23 protein-coding genes are annotated in these 21,879 nt (G+C 64.8%); 7 read left to right on the top strand and 16 right to left on the bottom strand.

All coding sequences use genetic code 11. From position 1 onward, the window contains the following. Nucleotides 1-98 precede the first annotated feature (98 nt). Both ASG84_RS24695 and ASG84_RS24700 read left to right on the top strand, forming a co-directional pair. Nucleotides 99-1,760, top strand: a complete 1,662-nt coding sequence (locus tag ASG84_RS24695; protein WP_200936697.1) for an NTF2-like N-terminal transpeptidase domain-containing protein — start codon at nt 99-101, stop codon at nt 1,758-1,760. Between the two features lie 36 nt (nt 1,761-1,796). Beyond that, nucleotides 1,797-2,543: a sulfite exporter TauE/SafE family protein gene (locus tag ASG84_RS24700; protein WP_057479603.1), complete on the top strand. Its 747-nt coding sequence runs from the start codon at nt 1,797-1,799 to the stop codon at nt 2,541-2,543. On the opposite strand, the gene ASG84_RS24705 is transcribed toward ASG84_RS24700, so the two are convergent. Beyond that, entirely contained in the window at nt 2,528-3,256 is a 729-nt protein-coding gene (locus ASG84_RS24705; RefSeq protein WP_057479604.1) for a TetR/AcrR family transcriptional regulator, read from the bottom strand. The two genes, ASG84_RS24700 and ASG84_RS24705, sit on opposite strands and share 16 nt — an antisense overlap. Further along, nucleotides 3,253-4,164: a fumarylacetoacetate hydrolase family protein gene (locus ASG84_RS24710; RefSeq protein WP_057479605.1), complete on the bottom strand. Its 912-nt coding sequence runs from the start codon at nt 4,162-4,164 to the stop codon at nt 3,253-3,255. Before ASG84_RS24710 ends, ASG84_RS24705 begins: the two co-directional genes overlap by 4 nt. 94 nt (nt 4,165-4,258) lie before the next feature. Between ASG84_RS24710 and ASG84_RS24715 the strand changes: the two genes are divergently transcribed. Further along, the gene (locus ASG84_RS24715; protein WP_057479606.1) at nt 4,259-5,611 is read left to right on the top strand and encodes an alpha/beta hydrolase family protein; all 1,353 of its coding nucleotides are present in this window, start codon (nt 4,259-4,261) and stop codon (nt 5,609-5,611) included. Nucleotides 5,612-5,641: 30 nt separating this feature from the next. Here ASG84_RS24715 and ASG84_RS24720 read toward each other — a convergent pair whose 3' ends face one another. The 13 genes from ASG84_RS24720 to ASG84_RS24780 form a co-directional block, all read right to left on the bottom strand. Continuing rightward, complete coding sequence (locus ASG84_RS24720; RefSeq protein WP_057479607.1) at nt 5,642-6,958, bottom strand: FAD-dependent oxidoreductase; 1,317 nt, start codon at nt 6,956-6,958, stop codon at nt 5,642-5,644. A 6-nt stretch (nt 6,959-6,964) separates the two neighbouring features. Further along, nucleotides 6,965-8,017 carry an ArsO family NAD(P)H-dependent flavin-containing monooxygenase gene (locus ASG84_RS24725; protein WP_057479608.1) on the bottom strand — a complete coding sequence of 351 codons (1,053 nt, stop codon included), beginning with the start codon at nt 8,015-8,017 and terminating at the stop codon, nt 6,965-6,967. Between the two features lie 5 nt (nt 8,018-8,022). Continuing rightward, nucleotides 8,023-8,439, bottom strand: coding sequence for an arsenate-mycothiol transferase ArsC (locus ASG84_RS24730; RefSeq protein ID WP_057479609.1), 417 nt, complete (start codon nt 8,437-8,439; stop codon nt 8,023-8,025). Then, the gene (locus ASG84_RS24735; RefSeq protein WP_057479610.1) at nt 8,436-8,858 is read right to left on the bottom strand and encodes an arsenate reductase ArsC; all 423 of its coding nucleotides are present in this window, start codon (nt 8,856-8,858) and stop codon (nt 8,436-8,438) included. The genes ASG84_RS24730 and ASG84_RS24735 overlap by 4 nt, the downstream gene beginning before the upstream one ends. After that, a complete protein-coding gene (gene arsB / locus ASG84_RS24740) occupies nt 8,858-9,937 on the bottom strand; it encodes an ACR3 family arsenite efflux transporter (protein WP_057479611.1) in 1,080 nt (359 codons plus the stop codon). Before arsB ends, ASG84_RS24735 begins: the two co-directional genes overlap by 1 nt. After that, entirely contained in the window at nt 9,934-10,284 is a 351-nt protein-coding gene (locus tag ASG84_RS24745; protein ID WP_057479612.1) for an ArsR/SmtB family transcription factor, read from the bottom strand. The genes arsB and ASG84_RS24745 overlap by 4 nt, the downstream gene beginning before the upstream one ends. A 31-nt stretch (nt 10,285-10,315) precedes the next feature. Beyond that, on the bottom strand, nt 10,316-11,563 hold the full coding sequence (locus tag ASG84_RS24750; protein ID WP_057479728.1) for an APC family permease: 1,248 nt from the start codon (nt 11,561-11,563) through the stop codon (nt 10,316-10,318). A gap of 52 nt (nt 11,564-11,615) precedes the next feature. Then, complete coding sequence (locus ASG84_RS24755) at nt 11,616-12,713, bottom strand: serine hydrolase domain-containing protein (RefSeq protein ID WP_057479613.1); 1,098 nt, start codon at nt 12,711-12,713, stop codon at nt 11,616-11,618. Between the two features lie 41 nt (nt 12,714-12,754). After that, nucleotides 12,755-14,002: a Na+/H+ antiporter NhaA gene (nhaA, locus tag ASG84_RS24760; RefSeq protein WP_442971036.1), complete on the bottom strand. Its 1,248-nt coding sequence runs from the start codon at nt 14,000-14,002 to the stop codon at nt 12,755-12,757. A gap of 221 nt (nt 14,003-14,223) precedes the next feature. Further along, nucleotides 14,224-14,598, bottom strand: a complete 375-nt coding sequence (locus ASG84_RS24765) for a DUF3054 domain-containing protein (RefSeq protein WP_082521226.1) — start codon at nt 14,596-14,598, stop codon at nt 14,224-14,226. Between the two features lie 181 nt (nt 14,599-14,779). Further along, the gene (locus ASG84_RS24770; RefSeq protein ID WP_057479616.1) at nt 14,780-15,331 is read right to left on the bottom strand and encodes a YceI family protein; all 552 of its coding nucleotides are present in this window, start codon (nt 15,329-15,331) and stop codon (nt 14,780-14,782) included. 109 nt (nt 15,332-15,440) lie between these two features. After that, nucleotides 15,441-16,571, bottom strand: a complete 1,131-nt coding sequence (locus tag ASG84_RS24775) for a TIGR00374 family protein (RefSeq protein WP_057479617.1) — start codon at nt 16,569-16,571, stop codon at nt 15,441-15,443. 9 nt (nt 16,572-16,580) lie between these two features. Continuing rightward, on the bottom strand, nt 16,581-18,056 hold the full coding sequence (locus ASG84_RS24780) for an adenylate/guanylate cyclase domain-containing protein (RefSeq protein ID WP_057479729.1): 1,476 nt from the start codon (nt 18,054-18,056) through the stop codon (nt 16,581-16,583). A gap of 73 nt (nt 18,057-18,129) precedes the next feature. On the opposite strand from ASG84_RS24780, the gene ASG84_RS24785 reads away from it, so the two are divergent. Genes ASG84_RS24785 through ASG84_RS24800 form a run of 4 tightly spaced genes read left to right on the top strand, consistent with a single transcriptional unit; the run spans nt 18,130 to nt 21,445 of the window. Further along, nucleotides 18,130-19,377, top strand: coding sequence for an AI-2E family transporter (locus ASG84_RS24785; protein ID WP_057479618.1), 1,248 nt, complete (start codon nt 18,130-18,132; stop codon nt 19,375-19,377). Further along, nucleotides 19,364-20,533, top strand: a complete 1,170-nt coding sequence (macS, locus tag ASG84_RS24790; protein WP_057479619.1) for a MacS family sensor histidine kinase — start codon at nt 19,364-19,366, stop codon at nt 20,531-20,533. Before ASG84_RS24785 ends, macS begins: the two co-directional genes overlap by 14 nt. Beyond that, a complete protein-coding gene (locus ASG84_RS24795) occupies nt 20,530-21,189 on the top strand; it encodes a response regulator (RefSeq protein ID WP_057479620.1) in 660 nt (219 codons plus the stop codon). The genes macS and ASG84_RS24795 overlap by 4 nt, the downstream gene beginning before the upstream one ends. Nucleotides 21,190-21,226: 37 nt before the next feature. After that, the gene (locus ASG84_RS24800) at nt 21,227-21,445 is read left to right on the top strand and encodes an autophagy-related protein 2 (RefSeq protein ID WP_082521205.1); all 219 of its coding nucleotides are present in this window, start codon (nt 21,227-21,229) and stop codon (nt 21,443-21,445) included. A 2-nt stretch (nt 21,446-21,447) separates the two neighbouring features. Here ASG84_RS24800 and ASG84_RS24805 read toward each other — a convergent pair whose 3' ends face one another. Then, nucleotides 21,448-21,837 carry a hypothetical protein gene (locus ASG84_RS24805; protein ID WP_057479622.1) on the bottom strand — a complete coding sequence of 130 codons (390 nt, stop codon included), beginning with the start codon at nt 21,835-21,837 and terminating at the stop codon, nt 21,448-21,450. Nucleotides 21,838-21,879: the final 42 nt, after the last annotated feature.

Below are 21,879 nucleotides of genomic sequence, written 5' to 3' on the forward strand. Positions count from 1 at the left end.
GTCGACCGACCGCGACGTATCTCAATCGTGACCGGCTCGTATGAATACCGTGCTTGTTACTCGTGTGACTACAGTGAATATTGTGACTCATGAGTTCTATGAGTCGTCTCCGTCGTGGCCCGCGCAAGGTTCGCGGTCGCTACCTCGTCGCCGTGGCAGCCTCGGCGACATTGACGGTCTCGGCCGTGTTCTGGATGGTCGATCGGCCACCGAGCGAGGCCGAAGTGTTGGTCTCGAACTTCGTCGATGCGCTGGACAACCGCGATGTGGCAGCCGCCGCCGCGCTGACGACCTACCCGAACGCCGCGGCAGCGGCTCTGAACCAAATGTTCGACGGCTTGTCGGCCGGCGGCACGTCCACCGGCGATTTCGACCTGACCCAGTACATGGACCTCTCCGACGAGAGCGGCTTCTTCACTCTCGCGTCCGCGTGGAACTTCGGCGAGGGCAAGGATTGGAAGTACAGCGCACAGGGCTCGACCAAGAAACTCAGCGTGGGCTGGCGCATCGCGTGGGATCCGGCCACGCTCGTACCCGACCTCACCTCCGGTGGGTCGGTCCGCTACACCCGCACCGACGCTGCGCCCCCGTTGATCTTCGACGCCGCGAACAACGTGCTGATGAGTGAGCGGACCATCAACGCCATCTCCCTCGACCCGGCGCAGACCAGTGATCCGGTTGCGTCCACCCAGCAACTCGCCGACATCATCGATGTCGTCGCTCCGCTCATCACCTCCGAATCGATGATGGCAGAGCTGAATTCGGCCGGCGGTGCACCGATCACCGCAGTGACCCTGCGCGACGACGACTTCGCCGTTCTCGAGGACGATCTGCGGGCCGTGCCGGGTGTGGTGGTTGCCCCGCAACCGAAGCTCATCGTCGACGACCGGCGTATCACGTCACCGGTGCTCGATTCTCTGCGTGCCGCATGGCAAGCCGGTCGCGACGCCACCGCGGGATGGGCCGTCGACACGTACACCGTCGACGGAACCGGCGAGCGCCGCGTCGGATTCCAGGGACCGGGTGGGCCGGATCTGCACGCCACGCTCGATCCGCGCGTGCAACTCGCGGCCGAGAACGCAGTGGTGATGGCAGGGACGTCCGCGTCGATCGTGGCCTTGTCCACCTCGACCGGCGCGATCATCGGTGCGGCACAGAACAGTTACGCGAACGAGCAAGGCGACGTGGCCTTCGGCGGTTCCTACCCGGCCGGCACCGCGTCGGATCTGATCAGGGCTGTGCAGTCCGATCGTGGTGACGACAGCGGCGAGGACGCAGCCGCGCGGCTCGGCCTGGGAATTCACTACTCGATGCCCGGTCTCGACGCCTACACCGGGACTCCCGCGGACAGTCGTAGTGCAATCGACGGCATCCGCACCGTGTCCACGGCCTCCGGTGACGAAGCGACCGTGACGCCGTTCGGACTTGCCCAGATGGCGGCGGCAATCTCGCGGGGCAGCGCACCGATTCCCACCATCGTCGCCGGACAGACCGCCGTCGCCGACCGCGAGTCGGAGCCGATCGGAGCGGACGCGTCGAACCGGTTGCGCGGCATACTCGCCGACTCGTCGAGCAGCAGCGGCCTCGACACGTTCGACGGTGTCCAGGGTTTCGCCGGGGAAAGCGGCGACGATCGGTTCGTCCTCGCCACCAGTGGTGACGTCGCCTTCGCGGTGTACATCGAGGACGCAGACGGTGGGGATCAGGCAGTGCGGATGACGAGCCGTTTGCTGCAGGAGATGGCGAACCCCGTCGAGTGATGTGGACCAGATAGTTAGGCACGGTAGTTTTATTCGGTGACTGTGCTCGATTTCGGACTTCTGGTGGTGGCCGGGTTCTTCGCTGGGCTCATCGGGTTCGTCACCGGGCTCGCCTCGCTCGTCTCCTATCCGGCGCTGCTGGCGGTCGGCTTGCCCGCAGTGTCGGCGAACGTGACGAACACCGTGGCTCTGGTAGCTGCCGGCGTCGGAGCGACTGCGAGTTCCTCGGCCGAGCTGGCCAAGGACGGCAAGCAGTTGGTTCGGTACGCGATCTATTCCGCACTGGGCGGTAGCACCGGCGCCGTTCTGTTGCTCGTGACCCCGGACGGATCGTTCGAGGCGGTTGTCCCGTTCCTGGTCGCGATGGCTGCGGTTGCGCTCTTGTTGCAGCCGAGAATTCGAAAGTTGTCCGGGGACAAACAGTTTCCGACGCTCTATCCCCTGGCGCTGTTTGCCGTCGCGATCTACGGCGGCTATTTCGGCGCCGGAGCAGGCGTCATATTTCTTGCGCTGGCGTTGATCTGCACCGCAGATACCTTCTGGCGTGCAAGCGTTCTGAAGAGCTTCTTCCTGGGTATCGCCAATCTCATTGCCGCCATTATTTTTTCGTTTTCCGGTCAGGTCAATTGGCTGGCCGCCCTGGCGCTGGCGATCGGCTGCTTCGTCGGCGGGGCCTGCGGGCCACCGACCGTCAAAGTGATCTCGCCGATCGTCCTGCGCGTCGGAGTCGGGATTCTGGGACTCGTGCTCGCCGGATGGCTGGGGTATCAGGCTTTCGGCTGAGTGGCTGCTTCGTCGCGGTACAACGGTGAGTCGGAGGCAGAACGAGTCACCGTCGCGGTGATGCCCCCTTCGGCGAAGCGCAGCAACGCTCTATGGCGTTCGTCCATGTCGCGTGCATGCATTCGGCCCCCGGTGAGACTGTCGAGCCGGAGATTGTTGGAGTAGGTGTGCATCGCGGCGGCGACCAGATGCAGGTACGCGTCGTGAATTGCCACCTCGTTCGCGTGTGGGAACAGTGTGCGCATCTGGGTCATGAAATCGGTGGCGATGGCGTTGAAGTCGTCGACGATCAGGCGACCGATCGGGTTGCCCGAGTTCGAGAGTTGGGCGATGAGCCGAAAGTAGTTGTCCCATCCAGGGTCACCGGCACGGCGGCGCATCGGTTCGGTGAACGCGTCGATCAGTGCATGAAGACGTGCGGGCCGGGTTCCACGCGTCGGTAGCGCCGACAGATGAGCGCGTCGATCGTCGTTGAGAGGGCGGATGCGTCGCGCCAGCACGGCTTGAAAGAGCGCTTCTTTACCCCCGAATTGCTCACTGACCGAGGCCAATCGGGTGTGTGCGCGGTCGGTGATATCGCGGACACCGACACCGAAGTAGCCGCGGTCGGCGAAAAGTTCCTCGGCTGTGTCGAGCAAGCGGGTCTGCAATTCTGCGCGATTGGCGTCCCGTTTCGATCGAGCAGGCGGGTCTTCGGGGGCGGAGAACGTCACGAATCGAGTATGACGTGGCTGATGCTGCCGATCCCGTCGATGGCCAGTTCCACGGTGGATCCAGGTGTGAGCCAGTGTCCGGTTTCCATCCCGCTGCCGCCGGGCAGGGTGCCGGTGGCGAACAGTTCACCGGGCCGGAGTGTCTCACTGCGGGAGGCATGCGCCAGTACTTCCCCGATGGTGTGCTGCATCCCGGCGCTCGAGACGGTGGACACGATGGTGCCGTCGATGGTGACCGTTCCCCGCAAGGAGTCGATCGTGGGCAGGATCTCGTCGGCGGTGACGGCCACCTCCGAGAGCGAGGTCGCGAAGTGTTTGGACTTCTGTGGCCCGAATCCGCTGTCCATCTCGGAGCGCTGAACGTCGCGGGCACTGAAATCGTTGAGGACGACGAACGCTCCGATGGCGTCGAGAGCCTCGTCCACGGTGGCGTCGAACAAGCCCCGTGCCAGGACGAAGCCGATCTCGAGTTCGTAGTCAAGCGCTTTCGCATAGGACGGGGCGGCGAGCGCAGTCCCCGAGGGGACGAAGGTGAGCGCGTTGGACATGTAGTAGATGGGTTGGGTGTAGAAAAGCGGCTTGGGGCGCAGCAGCGGAAAAGGCCGTCGGGTGAGCGCCTCGACGCCGGCCACTGCCCGGCTCTGCTTCGGATGGAAACGCCGGAGCAAGCCCCGACTCGCGTCGAGAACATGTTGTTCGTAGAGCATGAAGTCCCGGAACGAAGCCGGCTGGAACGGCAGCACCAGCGCACTGTGCTGGAGGTGTTCATCGGCGCGGGCCAGTTCCCACTCGGGATCGAAAACGCGGCCGCCCAAGGCCGACCGGTCGAGTGTCGGTTGCCAGGACTCACCTGTGGTCGAGGTCTGTAACTGCAGCCCGTCCGCGGTCCGTATCCGTCGCAGTTTCACCGCACGATTCCTTTCAGTAACGGAACGAGTGTTCCGTGTAGCGTGATTCGATGTTAGCGTCGGAACGATCGTTCCGAAAGGGTGGGAAGTCATCGTGCGCGAAGTAGGTTCCGAGGTGTCTGTGCTGCAGAAGATGTTCGTCACTGCCTGCGCCATCACGCGCACCACCGATGTTGCGGCGCGAGCGACCGGCGTCGCACCGTTTCTGCCCGCGTTGTTCGCCCTGCGCTACGCCAACATGGGTGGTCTCGACCGCACCGCATTCGCCCACCAGTTGAGTGGCATTCGCTCGTTCCGCGACGACCGCTGGTGTGGTTACTGGAACAGCATCGCGTCGAGCCATGCCGATCTCGCCACCGGGCTGCTCCGCGACCTCGCCGTCGGAACCGTCCCGAATATCGGCGGACCCGCAACCGCGGCCGACGGTGAGGCCCTCGCTGATCTGATCGCTCCCGCAGCAGCACTGTTTGCCGACCACGGTCCACAACCGAGCGCAGGCGCAATCACCGACCTTGTCGCCGCCCACGCACCCGCGGCCGATCGACTCCGGGTGACGACCGCCTTCCGGGCACTCGACGCCTGGGTGAAGGCCATGACCTATTACCAGGTCAGCGCCTTTCCCGGCCACAGTGAGCAGCGCATGCAAGCCTATCGGCGCTCACGAGAACTGTTCGACGTCCTCATCGGCGCCGTGGCCCCACTGCTGAACCTCAACGTCGAGTTCGTCGAGATGGCAGTCTCCGGCGGCGAAACCGTGGCGGGCTATCTCGTTCTGCCGCCCGGACCGGGACCGCACCCGATTGTGCTGACCACCAATGGGCTCGAGGGCACCGCCCAGGAATTGGCGATACCGCAACTGCGATACCGCGACTCGGACATGGCGATGTTCCTGATGGAGATGCCCGGCAGCTACGCCTACACCAAGCCCATGGGCCCGGAATCCGAAGCGGTTTACCACGAGGTCATCGACCACCTGGTGGCCGACGATCGCCTGGACTCCCAACGGATTGCCATGGTGGGGGTCAGTTTCGGTGGATATTGGACTGCCCGCCTGGCCGCCACCGACCACCGGATCGCCGGTGCCATCGCGTGCGGCGCTCCAACGCACCGCTCTTTCACCGGTGGGGCGCTGGGAACCCCGCAGATCATTCTCCACGCCCTCGCCCAGACACTCGGCGCGCGACATCCGCTGGACCTCAAGCGCAAACTGTCCGCTCTGTCCATTCGGGACCGATACGCCGACATCTCGATACCTCTGCTGGTGATCAACGGCGACCACGACACTTTGATGAGCACCCAGGACAGTGTCGACCTCGCCGACGCCGCTCCAAACGGCACTGTGATCCTTTATCCGGACGACGATCATTGCGCGATGGGGCACTACCGCCAGTGGCTCGACGAATCACAACGCTGGCTCACCGAACTCTTTCTCTCCCAGAAGGTGTAGTCGACTGTTTCACCTCCCGGAGGGCTCGCGTCAGATCAGTTGCGCCACAGCTTCTCTGGGGGCACTGCAGCAACCGCCGGTCGACGGTGCGTCGGGCTCGTCGAACAGGCCTGCGCCACCGCAGACGCCGGTGTCGGGAAGCGTCAGCTCCACCTTCCGTGCGCCCTCGTGGTCGCCGGCGAGTTCGGCTGCGATGCTGCGTACCTGCTCGTATCCGGTCATCGCCAGGAACGTCGGCGCGCGGCCGTAGCTCTTCATGCCGACCAGGTAGAAGCCGGGCTCGGGCTGGGTGAGTTCGTCGACGCCGTGCGGGGACACCGATCCGCACGAGTGCATGTTGGGGTCGACCAATTCCGCGACGAATCTCGGTGCCTGCAGGGTGGGGTCGAGATCGAGGCGAACCTCGGACAGCCAGGACAGATCGGGGCGGAACCCGGTAAGCGCGACGACGCGATCGACGTTCTCGATGCGGGCACCGGTGTCGCCGATCAGCACGAGCCAACCATCCTCCACCGCAACGGTTTCGGTACGGAATCCGGAGACGACGGTGAGGTATCCGTCGTCGACTGCCTTCTTCGCACGTTGGCCGAGCGCGCCGCGGGCCGCGAGTTCGTCCGCTTCGCCGCCGCCGAAGACCTCCGCGGTGACGCCTCGGCGCACGGCCCAGGTGAGTGTCGTTCCTGGTTCCTCTGCGGCGAGTTCGGCGAAGGTGATGATCGCGGTCAGGGCCGAGTGGCCGCTACCGGCGATGACGACGTGTTTGCCCGCGAATGCGGATCGAGTCGTCGGGTCGGTCAAGTCGGGCACCCGGTAGTCGATCCGGTCAGCGGCGGCCTTCTCGCCGATGGCCGGAAGTCCCTCGCTGCCCAGTGGATTCGGTGATCCCCACGTGCCCGACGCGTCGACGACCGCGCGGGCGAGGATGCGTTCCTCGCCGCCGTCGGAATGCCGGATGTGCACCGACAGCGGTTCGGTGTCGCGGCCGGCGTCGACCACGCGGTCGCGTCCGCGGCGGGCGACGCCGACCACCTCGGAGTCGACTCGGACGGCGTCGCCGAGGACAGCTGCGAGGGGCGCGAGATACTGCTCGACCCATTCGCGTCCGGTGGCATAAGTGGCGCCGTCCGGCGCGGTCCAGCCGGTGGGTTCGAGCAGCCGGGCAGCAGCGGGGTCGACGACCTCGGACCACGGGGAGAACAGCCGAACGTGATTCCACTCTGCGACGGCCGCACCTACGGACGAGCCTCGTTCGAGAACCACGACGTCGGAACCGGTTTCGGTCAGATGAGCAGCGGCGGCGAGACCGATGGGCCCTGCGCCGACCACTACTACGGGGTATTCGTTCATGACTGTCTACCTTTCCTCGTTCTGAGTCAGGATTCGGGCAAGTTCTTCCACGGCGGCGCGCGCGGTGCGTCCGACGCCGATCAAGGTCGCCGACGCAAGGCCGGTCCAGTCGCCGTAGCCGAGGAACACCACTCGGGGCTCGTCCCGAACATGCCAGCGATCCAGGGCGATTCGATCATTGCTCAGGTGCAGCGGCCCAAGATGTCGGAGCGCGGGCCGAAATCCGGTGCACCAGACGATCGCATCCAGTTTCTCCGTCGTGTGCCCGTCAGTCACGCCGTCGGCTGTGATCGTCGTGAACATCGGCCGGGCCTGCAGGACACCGCGATCCCTGGCCTGCTTCACCGGCGGGACCATGACGATGTCGCCCAAGCCTGCGACCCCGCCGGTATCGGTGTCACCCGCTGCCAGCGCTCGGGCGCGGTCGCTGGCGACATCGAACAGCACTCGGCCGTCGACATCGTCGGGCAGAAACCTGGGCTCGCGGTTGGTGAACCACAGGGTCTCGGCGACGGTAGAGATCTCGGCGAGGATCTGCGCCGCCGAGTTTCCGCCCCCGACGATGCCGACACGCCTGCCTGCAAACACATCCGGTGATCGGTAGTCGGCGGCATGCAGTTGGATCCCGCCGAAGTCACGCATACCGGGGTAGCTCGGCCAGAACGGCCGAGACCACGTTCCAGTGGCATTGATGACGGCTGCGGCAGAATAGGACGCGCCGTCGGTGTCGATTCGATAGCCGTCCTCGACGCGATGCACGGACGTCACCTCGACGGGTCTGCGCACCGGCAACTCGTACTTCTTCTCGTATACCCGGAGGTAGTCCACGACGTGCGATGCCGAAGGAAAACCGTTGGGCCACGGCGGCATCGGCCAGCCGGGTAGTCGCGAGTACTCTGCCGGTGAGAACAGGTGCAGCGACGGCCAGTAGTCCTGCCAGGAGCCTCCGGCATGGGTCTGGTTGTCGAGGATGACGAAGTCGAGCCCGGCTCGTCGCAGGTAGTAGCCGGCGGCCAGTCCTGCCTGACCGCCGCCGATCACCACCACGTCGTACTTCATTCGAGTCAAGCGTCGGTGCCGCGCATGCGAGATGCGAGTTCCTCGACGCGAGCGGCAATATCGTGACGCACCAGACGCATGCGTTCGATGCCGTCGATACCACGTTCGGACGGCTCGTCGGTGTTCCAGTTCTCGAACGTCGGACCGTCGACTGGATCGACGTTTGCCTCGCTGCCGAGAGTGATCACATAGTCGATGCGAGACACCAAGTCCGGGTCTATCGGCTTCGGCTGTTCGCCGGAAAGGTCGACGCCGACTTCGAGGAGAGCCTGGGCCGACAGTGCGTTGACCGTTCCAGCCGGCTTGGTTCCCGCCGAGTGCACCTCGACCGAATCGCCTGCGGTCTTGCGCATCAGACCGGCCGCCATCTGAGACTTGCCGCCGTTCTTGACGCAGACGAACAGCACGCTGGGTCTTGTCATGAGGCCGAACTCTGCTTCGCTGGAACCAGTTCCGCAATCAATTCTTCGATTCGGCTCTTGATCTCGTCACGAATCGGGCGGACAGCTTCGACGCCCTTGCCGGCCGGATCGGCCAGTGCCCAGTCGCGGTAACTCACACCCGGGAACACCGGGCACGCGTCGCCGCAGCCCATGGTGATGACGACATCGGAGGTCTCGACGGCCTCCGGAGTCAGAATTTTCGGAGACTGCGTCGAGATGTCGATGCCGAGTTCGGCCATGGCCTCGACCGCCGCGGAATTGATGGTCTCTGCGGGTGCGCTACCGGCGGACCGCACTTCGACGGTATCGCCGGCGAGGTGGGACAGAAAACCGGCGGCCATCTGAGATCGACCGGCGTTGTGGACGCAGACGAAGAGAACGCTGAGTGTGTCGGACATCAGTTAACCTCTGTGGGTTCGGTTTTCGGAGAGAAGCGCTTACGCAGTGCGAGCGAGACGTAGACGAGGCCGACCAGTACCGGCACCTCGATGAGTGGTCCGACGACTCCGGCGAGCGCCTGCCCGGATGTCGCGCCGTAGGTGGCGATGGCGACGGCGATCGCAAGCTCGAAGTTGTTGCCTGCGGCGGTGAATGCGAGGGTGGTGGTGCGTTCGTAGCCCAGACCCATCGCAGCTCCGAGGGCATAGCCGCCACCCCACATCACTGCGAAGTACACCAGCAGTGGCAGCGCGATGCGCACCACGTCGAGTGGCTGTGAGGTGATCCGATCACCCTGCAGCGCAAAGAGAATAACGATGGTGAACAGCAGGCCGTAGAGCGCCCACGGGGCGATCCTGGGGATGAACTTCTCCTCGTACCACTCGCGGCCCTTGGCGCGTTCGCCGAAGAAGCGAGATGCGAATCCGGCTATCAGCGGGATTCCGAGGAAGATCAGCACCGATTTCGCGATCTGCCACGGCGAGGCTTCGATGGTGGTCTGCTCGAGTCCGAGCCAACCCGGAAGCACCGAGAGGTAGAACCATCCGAGCACCGCGAACATGAACACCTGGAACACCGAGTTGATCGCGACCAGAACCGCGGCGGCTTCTCTATCTCCGCAGGCGAGGTCGTTCCAGATGATGACCATCGCGATGCATCGAGCGAGTCCGACGATGATCAGGCCTGTTCGGTACTCGGGCAGATCGGGAAGGAAAAGCCATGCGAGAGCGAACATCAGGGCCGGACCGAGGATCCAGTTGAGGACCAGCGATCCGATCAGCAGTCGCTTGTCGCCGGTCACGGTGTCCAGGCGGTCGTAGCGCACCTTCGCCAGCACCGGGTACATCATGATCAGCAGTCCGATGGCGATCGGGAGCGACACCCCGTCGATGGAAATGGACGACAAGGCGTCGTTCAGTCCGGGGATCATGCGCCCCAGGAACAGACCGACGACCATCGCCACGCCGATCCAGACGGGCAGGAACCGGTCGAGGGTGGACAGCTTGCCGACCACGGCAGTATCGGTCGTCGTACTCATGCCATGACCTCCGTGGACTCCGCGGCGCTGAGCACTGCCGACAGTTGTTGCAGCGCAGCGGGAACGACCGAGTAGTAGACCCAGGTGCCGCGTCGTTCACAGTCGAGCAACCCCGCCTCGCGCAAGACCTTGAGGTGGTGGGAAATGGTGGGCTGCGACAAGTCGAAGGCGGGGGAAATATCGCAGACACATGCTTCGCCGCCTGCGTGGCTGGCCACGAGGCTGAGTAGGCGAAGGCGCACCGGATCGCCCAGCGCTTTGAACATGCGGGCAAGATCTCCGGCCCAATCCGCGTTCAAGGGTTCGCGGATCAGCGGCGAGCAGCACTCCTGGTCTTGATTCGACATGCGTCTATATTGACGTTCATCAAATCAATCGTCAAGTGAACAGTTGCCGAACTCGAACGAGGCGGTACAGAACACCGAGCACGACCACGACGGTTCCGACGACGATGGACGAGGCAGGCAGCGTGGCAATCAGGACGACGCATCCGATGCTGCCGATGATCTGCAGAACCTTGGGGTACCGCCGGTTCTCGGGTCCCTGCGTACGGGCGCTCAGGTTCGCAACCAGGTAGTACAGCAATACCCCGAACGACGAGAATCCGATGGCGTTCCGCAGATCGACGAGGAGAACGAGGATGCAGACGATTGCGGCAAGAGTGATCTCGGCGCGATGCGGAACCGAGTAGCGGGGGTGGACGGCGGTCAGATACGACGGCAGATCGTCGTGTCTGGCCATTGCCAGTGACGTGCGGCCGATGCCTGCGATCAGCGCGAGCAGTGCTCCCAGCGCCGCCAGGCCGGCACCGACGCGCATCACCGGCGACGCCCACGAATGTCCCGATGCCACGACGAGATCGACCAATGGCGCAGTCGACGAGGCCAGTAGGTCGGGTCCGAGAACCGACAGCAGGGTCAGTGCAACCACTGTGTAGACGACAAGTGCGATACCGAGGGCGGACACGATGGCACGGGGAATGGTGCGTTCCGGTCGGGTGACTTCCTCACCGAGCGTGGCGATACGCGCATAGCCTGCGAAGGCGAAGAACAGCAGACCGGCCGATTGCAGAATGCCGTACCACCCCTTCTCGGTGAACTCTGCGAGGCCGCCGACGGGAGGCCCGGAAGATCCGGTCAGCCCCACAACCACTCCCACGACGAGGACGGTCAGTACGGCAGCGACCAGGATCTTCGTCAGCAGCGCCGTGCGGGTGATGCCGAAGTAGTTCACAGCTGTCAATGCAACAACAGCCAGGGCGGCAACGACTTTCGTGTAACCGGCAGGTGCGACGTAGGCGGCGAATACGAGTGCCATGGCCGCGGAGCTCGCGGTCTTGCCGATGACGAAGCTCCAGCCGGCCACGAATCCTGGCCACTCACCGAGGCGCTCACGGCCGTAGACGTACGTGCCACCCGACGTCGGATACTGAGCGGCGAGCTGAGCCGACGAGGTGGCGTTGCAGAACGCCACGAGGGCGGCAATGGCAAGACCGATCAGCAGACCCGCTCCGGCGACGGCCGACGCGGGGGCGAACGACGCGAACACCCCGGCTCCGACCATCGAGCCGACACCGATGACAACGGCATCGACGAGGCCGAGTCGACGGGCCAGCGGGTGTGTCACGCCGGACACCGGTTCTCGTTCACGGCGACCACTGTAGGTGCCGTCGTCGGACTCAGCTCAGTTCCTGGAACTCCGACAGCAACGCGAAGGTGGCTTCGCTCAATTCGGTCTGCGTCAGCAGGATGCCGACCGTCCCGTCCGGGTCGACGAAGAAGTCGGTACCCTGCCCACCGGACCACCCGTAACGGCCGAGGTGATCTCCCTCGGTGACGACGGAAACGCCGAATCCCCAGCCCGTTGCCGCCCAGAATCCCGGGTAGAAACTGTCGTCGGTCTTGATCGACGCGGGTATTCGGTCGTGAGTCATCAGGTTCAGGTGTTCGGTGGAGACCATCGTCGCGATCCCACGAAGAAAGCTGTGGAAATCGGCCACCGTGGACACCAACTCGCCGTGGCTGACGTCGGCAGGGGGCGGTCCCGCGTAGGCCCCGCCTGCTGCGGGTTCGGTCTCGATCAACGACCCGTCATCCAACCGGTAGGCCGCCGTCAGGCGATGACACCGGTCGCTCGGAACCCACAGTCCGGTGTCGGGCATGTCGAGTGGCTCGAACAAATCGTCGCGGAGGTGATCCTGCAGAGGTCGACCGACGATGCGCGAGATGAGGACGCCGAGGATCGCAAAACCGTGGTGGTAGCGCCACCCGGCACCGGGCTGAAAAGCCAGAGGAAGTTCCGCCATCTTCGCCAGCCATTCGTCCGCGCCGAGGGGAGACGGTGCGGGACCGGCTTCGGTGTCGTTGGCCGTCATCGCGCGGGCAAGCGGTGTGTCTTCGATCTGAATTCCGTACCCACTGGTGTTGGTGAGCAAGTGCCGCAACGTGATCGGTCGGTCCCGAGGAACGGTGTCGTCGAGCTCGGCATCGGGGCGGGTGAGCACCGGGCGGGCGGCGAGCTCCGGAAGCCAGGGCACGACGTCGTCGTCCAGCGTCAGTCGGCCCGCCTCCACGAGTCGCAGAGCGGCCACGCTGGTGACGATCTTGGTCATCGACTGAATCCGGACGATGGCGTCGACTGTCATCGGTGGACCGCCCACCGCCGACGACCCGACCGCGATGGGTTCTGCATCGGGGCCACCCAGCAGCGCGACCGCCCCCGGCATCAGTCCGGCGTCGATGTGGCGCGCCAACAGCTCTCGCACGGTTTCGCTCACGGACCCATCGTGTCACCGAGCGGTCCGGATTCCAACGATCGTTACGTCTTCTTCTGCTGGTACACGTCCGGGATGCCGTCGTGATCGTCGTCGCGGGTCTCTTCGATGTAGAAGTCCCGGTACGCCTTGTTGCGGGTTCGCAGAATGATCGAGGCGATGGCGGCCGCAATGATCGAACCGGTCAGCACACCGACCTTGACGTGGTCGTCGCGCTCGGTTCCTTCACCGAACGCCAGGTCGCCGATGAGCAATGACACCGTGAAGCCGATACCGGCGAGCATTGCGACACCGAAGACGTCGAGCCATTTGAGTCCGGCGTCCAACGTCGCCCGGGTGAAGCGTGAAACCAGGTAGGTGGTGCCGAAAATTCCGATGGCCTTACCGATGACGAGCCCGGCGATGATGCCGATGGCGATCGGATCGGTGAGAGCGCTTCGCAGACCGGAGAATCCGCCGACGGTCACGCCGGCCGCGCAGAAGGCGAAGAGCGGCACCGCGATACCCGCGGAGATGGGCCGAATCTTGTGCTCGAAGTGTTCGGCGAGTCCGGGACCCGCATCGGGGCCGCCGTTGGCCTTGCTGCGGATCACCGGGACGGCGAAGCCGAGCAGAACGCCCGCGACGGTGGCGTGGACGCCGGACTCGTGCATGAGCACCCAGGTCACGACCGCGAGCGGGATGAGAATCCACCACGAGCGGACGCGCATCTGCACGGCGACGGCGAACAGCGCCAGCGGAATCAGCATCAGTCCGAGCGCGATGAAGTTGATGTCGTCGGTGTAGAAGATTGCGATGACGCTGACGGCCAGCAGGTCGTCGACCACGGCCAGGGTCAGCAGGAAGGTTCGCAACGCAGTCGGAAGGTGCGTGCTGATCACGGCGAGAACGGCGACGGCGAACGCGATATCGGTTGCGGTGGGAATGGCCCAGCCGAGCAGAGCGCCGTCACCCGTGCCGAGATTGAACAGTACGAAAATGACTGCGGGAACCGCCATTCCGCCTACGGCCGCGGCTACCGGCAATGCGGCGCGTGCCGGATCGCGCAGATCGCCGGCGACGAATTCGCGTTTGAGTTCGAGCCCGACGACGAAGAAGAAGATGGCCAGTAGCCCGTCGGCGGCCCATGTCGAGAGCGTCAGGTCCAGATGCAGTGCCGAGGGACCGACGCGGGTGCTCATCAGCGTGTCGTATGCCGCGGACCAGGGCGAGTTGGCCCAGATCAACGCGACGAGAGTGGCTACGAGGAGCAATGCGCCGCCGACGGTCTCCTTACGCAGGATCTGCGCCATGCGGTCTGCTTCTGACCAGGAGCCGCGGGAGAACAGCGGCAATCGCGTTGTGGGAGTTGGTGAATCAGACACAGTGACAAGGCCTTTCGGTAGCAACGTTGTGCCGAGCGAACCCGTCGAGTGGACGGGCATGTGCGCAGCACAGAGCAGTTGCCGACCAGACTTCCCGGCGCACCGTGGATGATCCTATCGCGCCGAGGCCGTTCCCGACGAACTCGGCGTCAGCGGGCGCTGGGTACGAATTTCGCCAACGCGCGCCAGCCGAGCAGCAGAACCGCGGTGGCCAGGGTTGCCACGATGATGAAAGACCCAGCAGTTCCTTGCCCGGTCACCGCACGCAGGACCATGCCCAGAGCGACCGTCATCACCCACACGACGATGCCCGTCGGGACGATGAGAAAAGCGTCGAACTTGTTGCGGTACAGCGCGAACGTGACGACCCAGCCGATGGCGGCACCGACCACGAACGGCCAGGCGGTGTGGAACAGACCGGACAGTGCGGTGGCCTCGGCATGGCTGCGGCGACCGATCGCGGCGAACAGCACGACCATCAGAAGGTCGAGGACGGCAGCAACTGCGGGGGATCGAAACTTCACGCGCCCCACTGTAGACACCCACAGCGAACGGCCCGCACCGCGAATGCGATACGGGCCGTTCGGTGGTCCACCCCGGGCCGTTCGATGGTGCACCCCGGGCGGATCAATGTGGGTTTCAGTCGGTCAGAGTGCAAGAAAGCGACATTGATCCGGAATGGGGGGCGGGGGGGACGCGAAGGAATTACGCCTGCAGTCCGGCTTCGATTTCCAGGTTCAGCGTGATCTTGTCGCCGACGACTGCGCCGCCGCCCTCGAGGGGCATGTCGATGCTGATGCCGAAGTCCTTGCGGTTGATGACGGTGCTGGCCTCGAAGCCGGCGACCGGTCCGTTGCCCATACCGGCGTTGACGCCGTTGAACTCGAGCTTCAGGTCGATGGAGTTGGTGACGCCGTGGAGGGTGAAGTCACCGGTGACGATGAAGTCTCCGCCGTCGGCCTTCACCGAGGTGGACTTGAACGTTGCGGTGGGGAACTTCTCGACCTCGAAGAAGTCGGCGGTCTTGAGGTGGCCGTCACGCTGAGCGTTGTCGGTCGTGATCGAGGTGACGTCGATCTCGGCGTCGACGGACGGGGTGCCGTCGGCGTCGACGGTGATGGTGCCGGTGAAGGCCTGGAAACGGCCGCGGACCTTGCTGACCACCAGGTGGCGGACGGTGAATCCGACGGTGGAGTGGGCCGGATCGATGGCCCAGGTGCCTGCGGTGAGCTCGGGGAGGGCGATGGCGGTGGTCATGGTGACTCCTATTGGGTTGAAGTTTCAATGCTCATAGTACACAAGCGGACCGGGGTCCGTATATATTCCGGATGAACAAAAAGTGACGAGCGCCACTGAAGTCGGGCGTTTACGCCTGCTCCGGCTCGCCCTTCGGGTCCCGGATGTTGTCGGTGCGTCGCAGCTCGGCGGTCTCCTGCTGTTCGAGTGCGATATCGAATTCGAGATCGGCGTGCTGATGCTTACGAAACAGCACCAGAAACACGATCCACCCGACAATGGCGACGAGGATGAAGCTGACCCCGCGGTAGACCAGCGCCGACGCGACGGCCTGCGACGCGGTGATCGATGCAGCGCTGGTCAAGAACGCGATGAGGGTCGCGTCGACCACGACGAGCCCACCGGGTGCGAGTGGAACGGACCCGACGGCCTTGCCCGCCGCGAACGCGATGAGCAGACCGGACAGTCGTGGATCCGCGCCGACGGCAAAGCACGCGAAGGCCAGGCACGCCACGTCGCCGAGTCGATGCACCGCCGACCACGACAGCGTGAGTGCGCCGTCGCGTTTACCGAGCTGAACGGACTGAATCTGACCGATGATCTTGTCGATGCCCTCGGCCCCGGCGTCGAGCTCGTGGTTTCGGAACGCGTTGTATTTGCGCAGTCCCCAACGCGCGACTGTCTTGATCGACTGAGGATGATTCGAGATGTAGCGGACGGCGACGACGATCGAGATGACTCCGGCGATCGGTAGCACCACGGTGAACGTGTTGATCGAACCACCGACCACAAGTCCGCCTGCGACGCCCAGAACGGCCAGTCCCGCCGCGGCGATGACGCCGGAGATGGCGAGCTGCCACGAGGCCACCACCGGGCTCGCGCCCCAGCGACGGGTCTCGCGGTAGGTGAACGCCGTCGAGAAGACCTGTCCGGCGGGAAGGGTAAGCGCCATCGCGGTACTGCCGTAGATGACGGCAACGGACTTTCGCTGACGTACTTTCACGCCGCCTGCATCGAGCAATTGTTTCTGGACTCGGCCGAATGCGCTCAGTGACACCGCTTGAGCAACAACGCAGGCCGCCAGCCAACCCCAGTGGATTTCGCGGACGGCGGTCCAGGATTCGTGCAGCCGCGGCCACAGGTAGATCGCCTCGCCCACCAGCAGCGCCACCAGGGCGATTCCAGCTATCCACTTGACCCACCGGAGTCGGTTTCGCGGACGCCGCTCTACCGGTCCGCGGGTGGAGCTGGGGTCGGGCACCTTGTCAGACTAACTGTGGCCGGGTGCGGCGTCGGGATACTCGACCGGCCAGGCCAGGTGGGTGGCCCGTCGTCGACCACGCAGTTGAACCTGGTCTCCCAACTCCCACTGTTCCTGTTCCTCGTCTTCGGCGAAGTACAGGGCCGAGGTCGACGCCAGGACGCGTCCAGGACGCAGTTTCGCCAGCTCGGTGAGTCGCGAGGCCTCGTTGACGGGGTCTCCGATGACGGTGTACTCGAAGCGTTCGGCCGCGCCGATGTTGCCGGCGACGGCCAGGCCCGCCGACACGCCGATGCCGATGTCGAGGCCGGTGATCTCGTTCAATGCGAATCGCAGTTCGCGGGCCGCGGCGAGCGCGGCGGTGGGGGCGTCCGGACGATCGAGAGGGGCTCCGAAGATTGCGAGGGCCGCATCGCCCATGAATTTGTTGACGAAGCCGTGATGACGCCCGACGACATCGACGACCACGCGGAAGAACTCGTTGAGCAATACCACTACCTCGCTCGGCGGGCGCTCGGAGGCGGTGGCAGTGGAGCCGACCATATCCACGAACAGCACCGCGACGAATCGTGTCTCGCCACCGAGTTCGGTTCCGAACTGCAGAGCGCGTCGCGCCACGTCCTCGCCGACGTGCTGGCCGAACAGCTCACGCAACACGCGTCGTTCGGCCGATTCCTCCATCATGCGGTTGAAGCCGACCTGCAGGCGGCCGATCTCGGAACCGTCGAACACGTCGACCTCGACGTCGGTCTCGCCGCGCTGAACGCGTTCGATCGCGCGGTGCAGCTGGCTGATCGGGTCGGAGATCTGGCTGGCGGTGAGCATCGACAGGACGAAGGCCTGCACGATGGCCAGCACACTGAGCAGGATGATGGCGATGGCCAGCGCGTTGGGGGAGAACACCAGATCGGTGGTCAGCTGGGTGGCGCACAGCAGAATGATGCCGATGACGGGCATCAACGTGCCCAGTCCCCACGTCATGGCCATGCGGGTACCGACGCCGGGCGTCATCGTGCGATCGAAGCGGCCCTCGCTCAATGCCATGGCCGCGACCGGCCGCAGGATGCGCTCACCGAGCATGTAGGTGAACCCGAAGGTGACCGTGGCGGCCATGCCCACGGTGACGATCACCGCGATCGACAGGGACGGCATCTCTGCGATGGTCAGCAGCACGAAGATGATGCCGCCGATGATCCACAGAATCAGGTGCACGATCGCCTGACGCAACGGCGCGTGCAGCGTCGTCATCTGTTCCTTGCGGGTGGGCGGGCCACCGCGGAGCTGCCATCTGATGACCGAGCGCAGCATTGTGTACGCGTAGATCAGGCTGACCACCAGGGCGACACCCAGATACGCACCGAAGATGTACACGTTGCGGACGCGGTCGGCGACGATCGATTGCGATTCGGGGATGGGCAGGCCGTACCGCACGAACGCGAAGACGAGCACGGCCCCGAAGACGTTCGCGATGAGCATCGAGAACATATAGAGCGGCCAGCGACTCTTCAGAGTGAGCGAGACCGCTCGGAAAGATGCCAGCACGGGTTAAATTTAGCGGGTGAGCACCGACGAGTTGCGGGCGCAAGGTACGGGGGCGTCCCCGGGCCCCACTTCGGCGGCAGATTCGGTGCACCCGCTGGTGCGGGTCGGGGCGGAATGGACGTGGCGAGTCCTTGTCCTGTTCGCCGGATTCATCACCTTTGCGTATGTGGTGGCGAAACTGAGCACTGTCGTCATTCCCCTGGGTCTCGCGCTGTTGGCGGCCGCGATGCTCGTACCGATCGTCGACTGGATGCATCGACGCGGAGTGCCGAGAGCCGTCGCGGTGATCATCGTGATCATTGCCAGCCTCGGGGTTGTCGCCGGGATCATGACCTTCATCGTCGAGCAGTTCATCGAAGGTCTGCCACAGGTGGGCGATCAATTCACTCAATCCATCAACAGCGTCGAGGAGTGGCTCAGCAACGGACCGCTGCACATCAGCGAGGACCAGATTCGGCAGGCCACCGACAATCTCGTCAAGGTCATTCAGGACAACCAGGAAGCAGTCACCAGTGGGGCGCTCACCACGGCGACGGTGATCGGCGAAATTCTGACCGGCGCGTTGCTGACCCTGTTCACGCTGATCTTCTTCCTGTACGGCGGCGATCAGATCTGGCAGTTCGTCACCCGACTCGCGCCGAGCAAGGCTCGCAGGAAGATTCGCACAGCAGGCATCCAAGGGTTCGGGTCGCTCGTGGGTTATGTCCGCGCGACGGTGGCCGTGGCGGCCGCGGATGCCGTCGGCATCGGTGCCGGTCTCGCCATTCTCGGTGTACCGCTGGCTCTTCCGCTGGCCTCGTTGGTCTTCATCGGTGCGTTCATCCCCATCATCGGTGCCGTGCTGACCGGATTCGTCGCCGTGTTCATCGCCCTGGTGACGAAGGGCCTGATCACGGCCGTCATCACCCTCGGCATCGTGGTCGCCGTCATGCAGCTCGAAGGACATGTGCTGCAACCGCTTCTGCTCGGACGCGCAGTACGGCTGCACCCACTGGCGGTGGTGCTGTCCATCACCGTCGGAATTCTGCTCGCCGGCATTGTCGGGGGCCTGCTCGCTGTACCGATCGTCGCAGTTCTCAACACCGCCGTGCGGTCGCTGCTGGCCGACGATCCGGAGGAGGTCTACGAGGAACCGGAACCGACCGACCCGCTGTACGCGGCCGAAGCGAGTGATCCGCATACCCCTCCCGGTGCCGACGAGCCCGATCGGCTTGCCAAGGGAGAGCTGAAGATTCCGGACCAGAAGAACGATGCAGACGGCTGATCGGGCGCGGACCACGCTCACCTCGTCCGATCCCGACACCCCGCTGTGGCGGGCCTCGCAGGCATTTCGCCTGATCACCCTCGTCTACGCCGTCAGCTACCAGGTCGCCACCGTCGACAACTACACCAACCCACGGTTGAGCTGGGTGTTCGTTTCGCTGATGGCCGTGTGGTCCGGGGCATCGGCGTTGCTGCTCGCGCGCGCATCGCTTCCGCGCTGGCAGGTGGTACTCGCCGATCAGATCATCGTCGTCGCACTGATGGCGTCGACGCGACTGGTGGCCGAATACGACTGGTACAGCACCCGTCAGACCCTGCCGACCACGCTGTGGGCCACCAATGCCGTCATCTCCGCCGCAATCCTGTTGGGCCCCAAGGGCGGGATTGCATCGGGTGTCGTGATGTCGGTGGTCAGCGCGCTCGTTCGCGATCGCTTCGACTCCGACCTGTGGTCCGACGCCACCGCCCCGGTGTTGCTCTCGGCCGGGCTGGCACTGGGCATGGCGTCGAACACTGCTCGACGCGCTCACGAAGAGCTGCGTCGCGCAGCCCGATCGGCCGCCATCACCGAAGAACGTGAACGACTCGCCCGGCAGGTGCACGACGGCGTGCTGCAGGTACTGGCCCTCGTACGCCGGCGGGGGCTCGAAATAGGTGGTCCCGCTGCCGAACTCGCGAATCTTGCCGGTGAGCAGGAAGTTGCTCTGCGGGTCCTGATCTCGGAACAGGCCGCTCCACGCGGCGATCACACCGGCTCGATCGTGGATGTGCGCGCGCTGCTGCGCACGCAAGCGAGTACCACTGTCTCCGTGTCGACTCCGGCGGATCCGGTGCTCGTCGAATCCGAGGTGGCCGAGGATCTCGCCGCGGTGGTGGCAACAGCGCTGTCCAACGTCGAACTCCATGCCGGTGCCGAGGCCAAGGCCTACGTGCTGCTCGAAGATGTCGACGGTGAGTTGATCGTCAGTATCCGCGACGACGGCCACGGAATTCCCGCCGGACGGCTCGCCGCCGCCGAAGCCGAGGGCCGGATGGGCGTCTCGAAATCGATACTCGGCCGCGTCGAATCCCTCGGTGGCACAGCCATACTCGATACCGCAGAGGGTGAGGGGACCGAATGGGAGATTCGTCTTCCTCGAACGAAAGGACCGGGATGACAGAGGAGACGAATGCCGAGATCTCGGTGATGGTCGTCGACGATCACCCGATGTGGCGTGACGGCGTCGCCCGCGATCTCGAGGCCGCCGGATTCGGAGTCGTCGCCACTGCGGACGGCGTCGCCGCTGCCGGACGCCGCGCCCGGGCCACCACTCCCGACGTCGTGCTGATGGACATGCATCTGCCCGACGGCAACGGGGCCGACGCCACCGTTGCCGTCCTGGAGGGCTCGCCCGAGACCAAGATCCTGGTTCTCTCGGCCTCTGCCGAACGCAGCGACGTGCTCGACGCGATCAAGGCGGGCGCGACGGGCTACTTGGTCAAGAGCGCATCGGCGGAGGAACTGTTCGACGCCGTCCGCGCCACCGCAGCGGGACAAGCGGTGTTCACTCCCGGTCTCGCAGGCCTGGTCCTCGGGGAGTTCCGGCGGATGTCGTCGTCGCCCGAACCGGAGTCCGACACGCGCCCGACGCTGACCGATCGGGAAACCGAGGTGTTGCGGCTGGTGGCAAAGGGGCTCAGCGCCAAGCAGATTGCGACGCGGTTGACGCTCAGTCACCGCACCGTCGAGAACCATGTGCAGGCGACGTTGCGGAAATTGCAGCTGGCCAACCGCGTCGAACTGACTCGCTATGCCATCGAGAAGGGGCTGTAGGGGTTTGCGTCCCGGGCCGACGGGCACTCTTGACCTCATGACCGACAACGAAGCAGTGGACAGCACAGTCGACCCGGCGAAGCACTCGAAAGGCGTCGACGCCGACCGCGATCAGACCGGTGCCGAGCGCGACGAGGCGATCGACGAGTTCGACGGCCATCTCGACGGATCGGGTGAGGAGCCTTCCCTACCGACGCCCGAACCGACTGACGTCGCCGACAAATCCGACGAGAAGACCGTCACGCGCTCCGAGTAGCGCTACTGCGCACACAATTTGCCGAGTGCGAACTTGGCGACCGGTACGTACGGCAGGACCAGGGGCAGCGGGCCGTCGATCGTCAGCCAGGCCCTGGTTCCGCTCGGCCGCGAGACGACCCCGTGCGTCAGGTCGACGCCGATCGCCTGGTTCTGAAACCACGCCGACCATGCCCACGTCCACGAGTGCTCGTCGACCGCATGAACCCGAAAGTCGATCGGTAAGCCCAGCGGCCCCAGCACTCGACCGGTGCTGTCCGCGGTGAGTCGCTCCCCGCGGTATTCGACGCCCATGATCTGGGGAGCCCAGGTCTTCCAGGCCGTCGGCTCCATGTAGCGCTCCCAGACCTCGGGCGCTGCGGCGTTTCCGGTGGATTGCAGTGTCACTCGCATTCGATGTGCCTACCCGCTGGTAGCGATCCCCACACAGAAATT

The sequence above is a fragment of the Rhodococcus sp. Leaf278 genome, assembly GCF_001426085.1.
In the GTDB taxonomy this organism is placed as follows: domain Bacteria; phylum Actinomycetota; class Actinomycetes; order Mycobacteriales; family Mycobacteriaceae; genus Rhodococcoides.

Coding starts and splice junctions, on each gene's coding strand:
- ASG84_RS24695 (WP_200936697.1), top strand. CDS start 99: ATGAGTCGTCTCCGTCGTGGCCCGCGCAAGGTTCGCGGTCGCTACCTC.
- ASG84_RS24720 (WP_057479607.1), bottom strand. CDS start 6,958: ATGAACGAATACCCCGTAGTAGTGGTCGGCGCAGGGCCCATCGGTCTC.
- ASG84_RS24725 (WP_057479608.1), bottom strand. CDS start 8,017: ATGAAGTACGACGTGGTGGTGATCGGCGGCGGTCAGGCAGGACTGGCC.
- ASG84_RS24730 (WP_057479609.1), bottom strand. CDS start 8,439: ATGACAAGACCCAGCGTGCTGTTCGTCTGCGTCAAGAACGGCGGCAAG.
- ASG84_RS24735 (WP_057479610.1), bottom strand. CDS start 8,858: ATGTCCGACACACTCAGCGTTCTCTTCGTCTGCGTCCACAACGCCGGT.
- arsB (WP_057479611.1), bottom strand. CDS start 9,937: ATGAGTACGACGACCGATACTGCCGTGGTCGGCAAGCTGTCCACCCTC.
- ASG84_RS24745 (WP_057479612.1), bottom strand. CDS start 10,284: ATGTCGAATCAAGACCAGGAGTGCTGCTCGCCGCTGATCCGCGAACCC.
- nhaA (WP_442971036.1), bottom strand. CDS start 14,002: ATGGCGCAGATCCTGCGTAAGGAGACCGTCGGCGGCGCATTGCTCCTC.
- ASG84_RS24770 (WP_057479616.1), bottom strand. CDS start 15,331: ATGACCACCGCCATCGCCCTCCCCGAGCTCACCGCAGGCACCTGGGCC.
- ASG84_RS24780 (WP_057479729.1), bottom strand. CDS start 18,056: ATGTTCTCGATGCTCATCGCGAACGTCTTCGGGGCCGTGCTCGTCTTC.
- macS (WP_057479619.1), top strand. CDS start 19,364: ATGCAGACGGCTGATCGGGCGCGGACCACGCTCACCTCGTCCGATCCC.
- ASG84_RS24795 (WP_057479620.1), top strand. CDS start 20,530: ATGACAGAGGAGACGAATGCCGAGATCTCGGTGATGGTCGTCGACGAT.
- ASG84_RS24800 (WP_082521205.1), top strand. CDS start 21,227: ATGACCGACAACGAAGCAGTGGACAGCACAGTCGACCCGGCGAAGCAC.
- ASG84_RS24805 (WP_057479622.1), bottom strand. CDS start 21,837: ATGCGAGTGACACTGCAATCCACCGGAAACGCCGCAGCGCCCGAGGTC.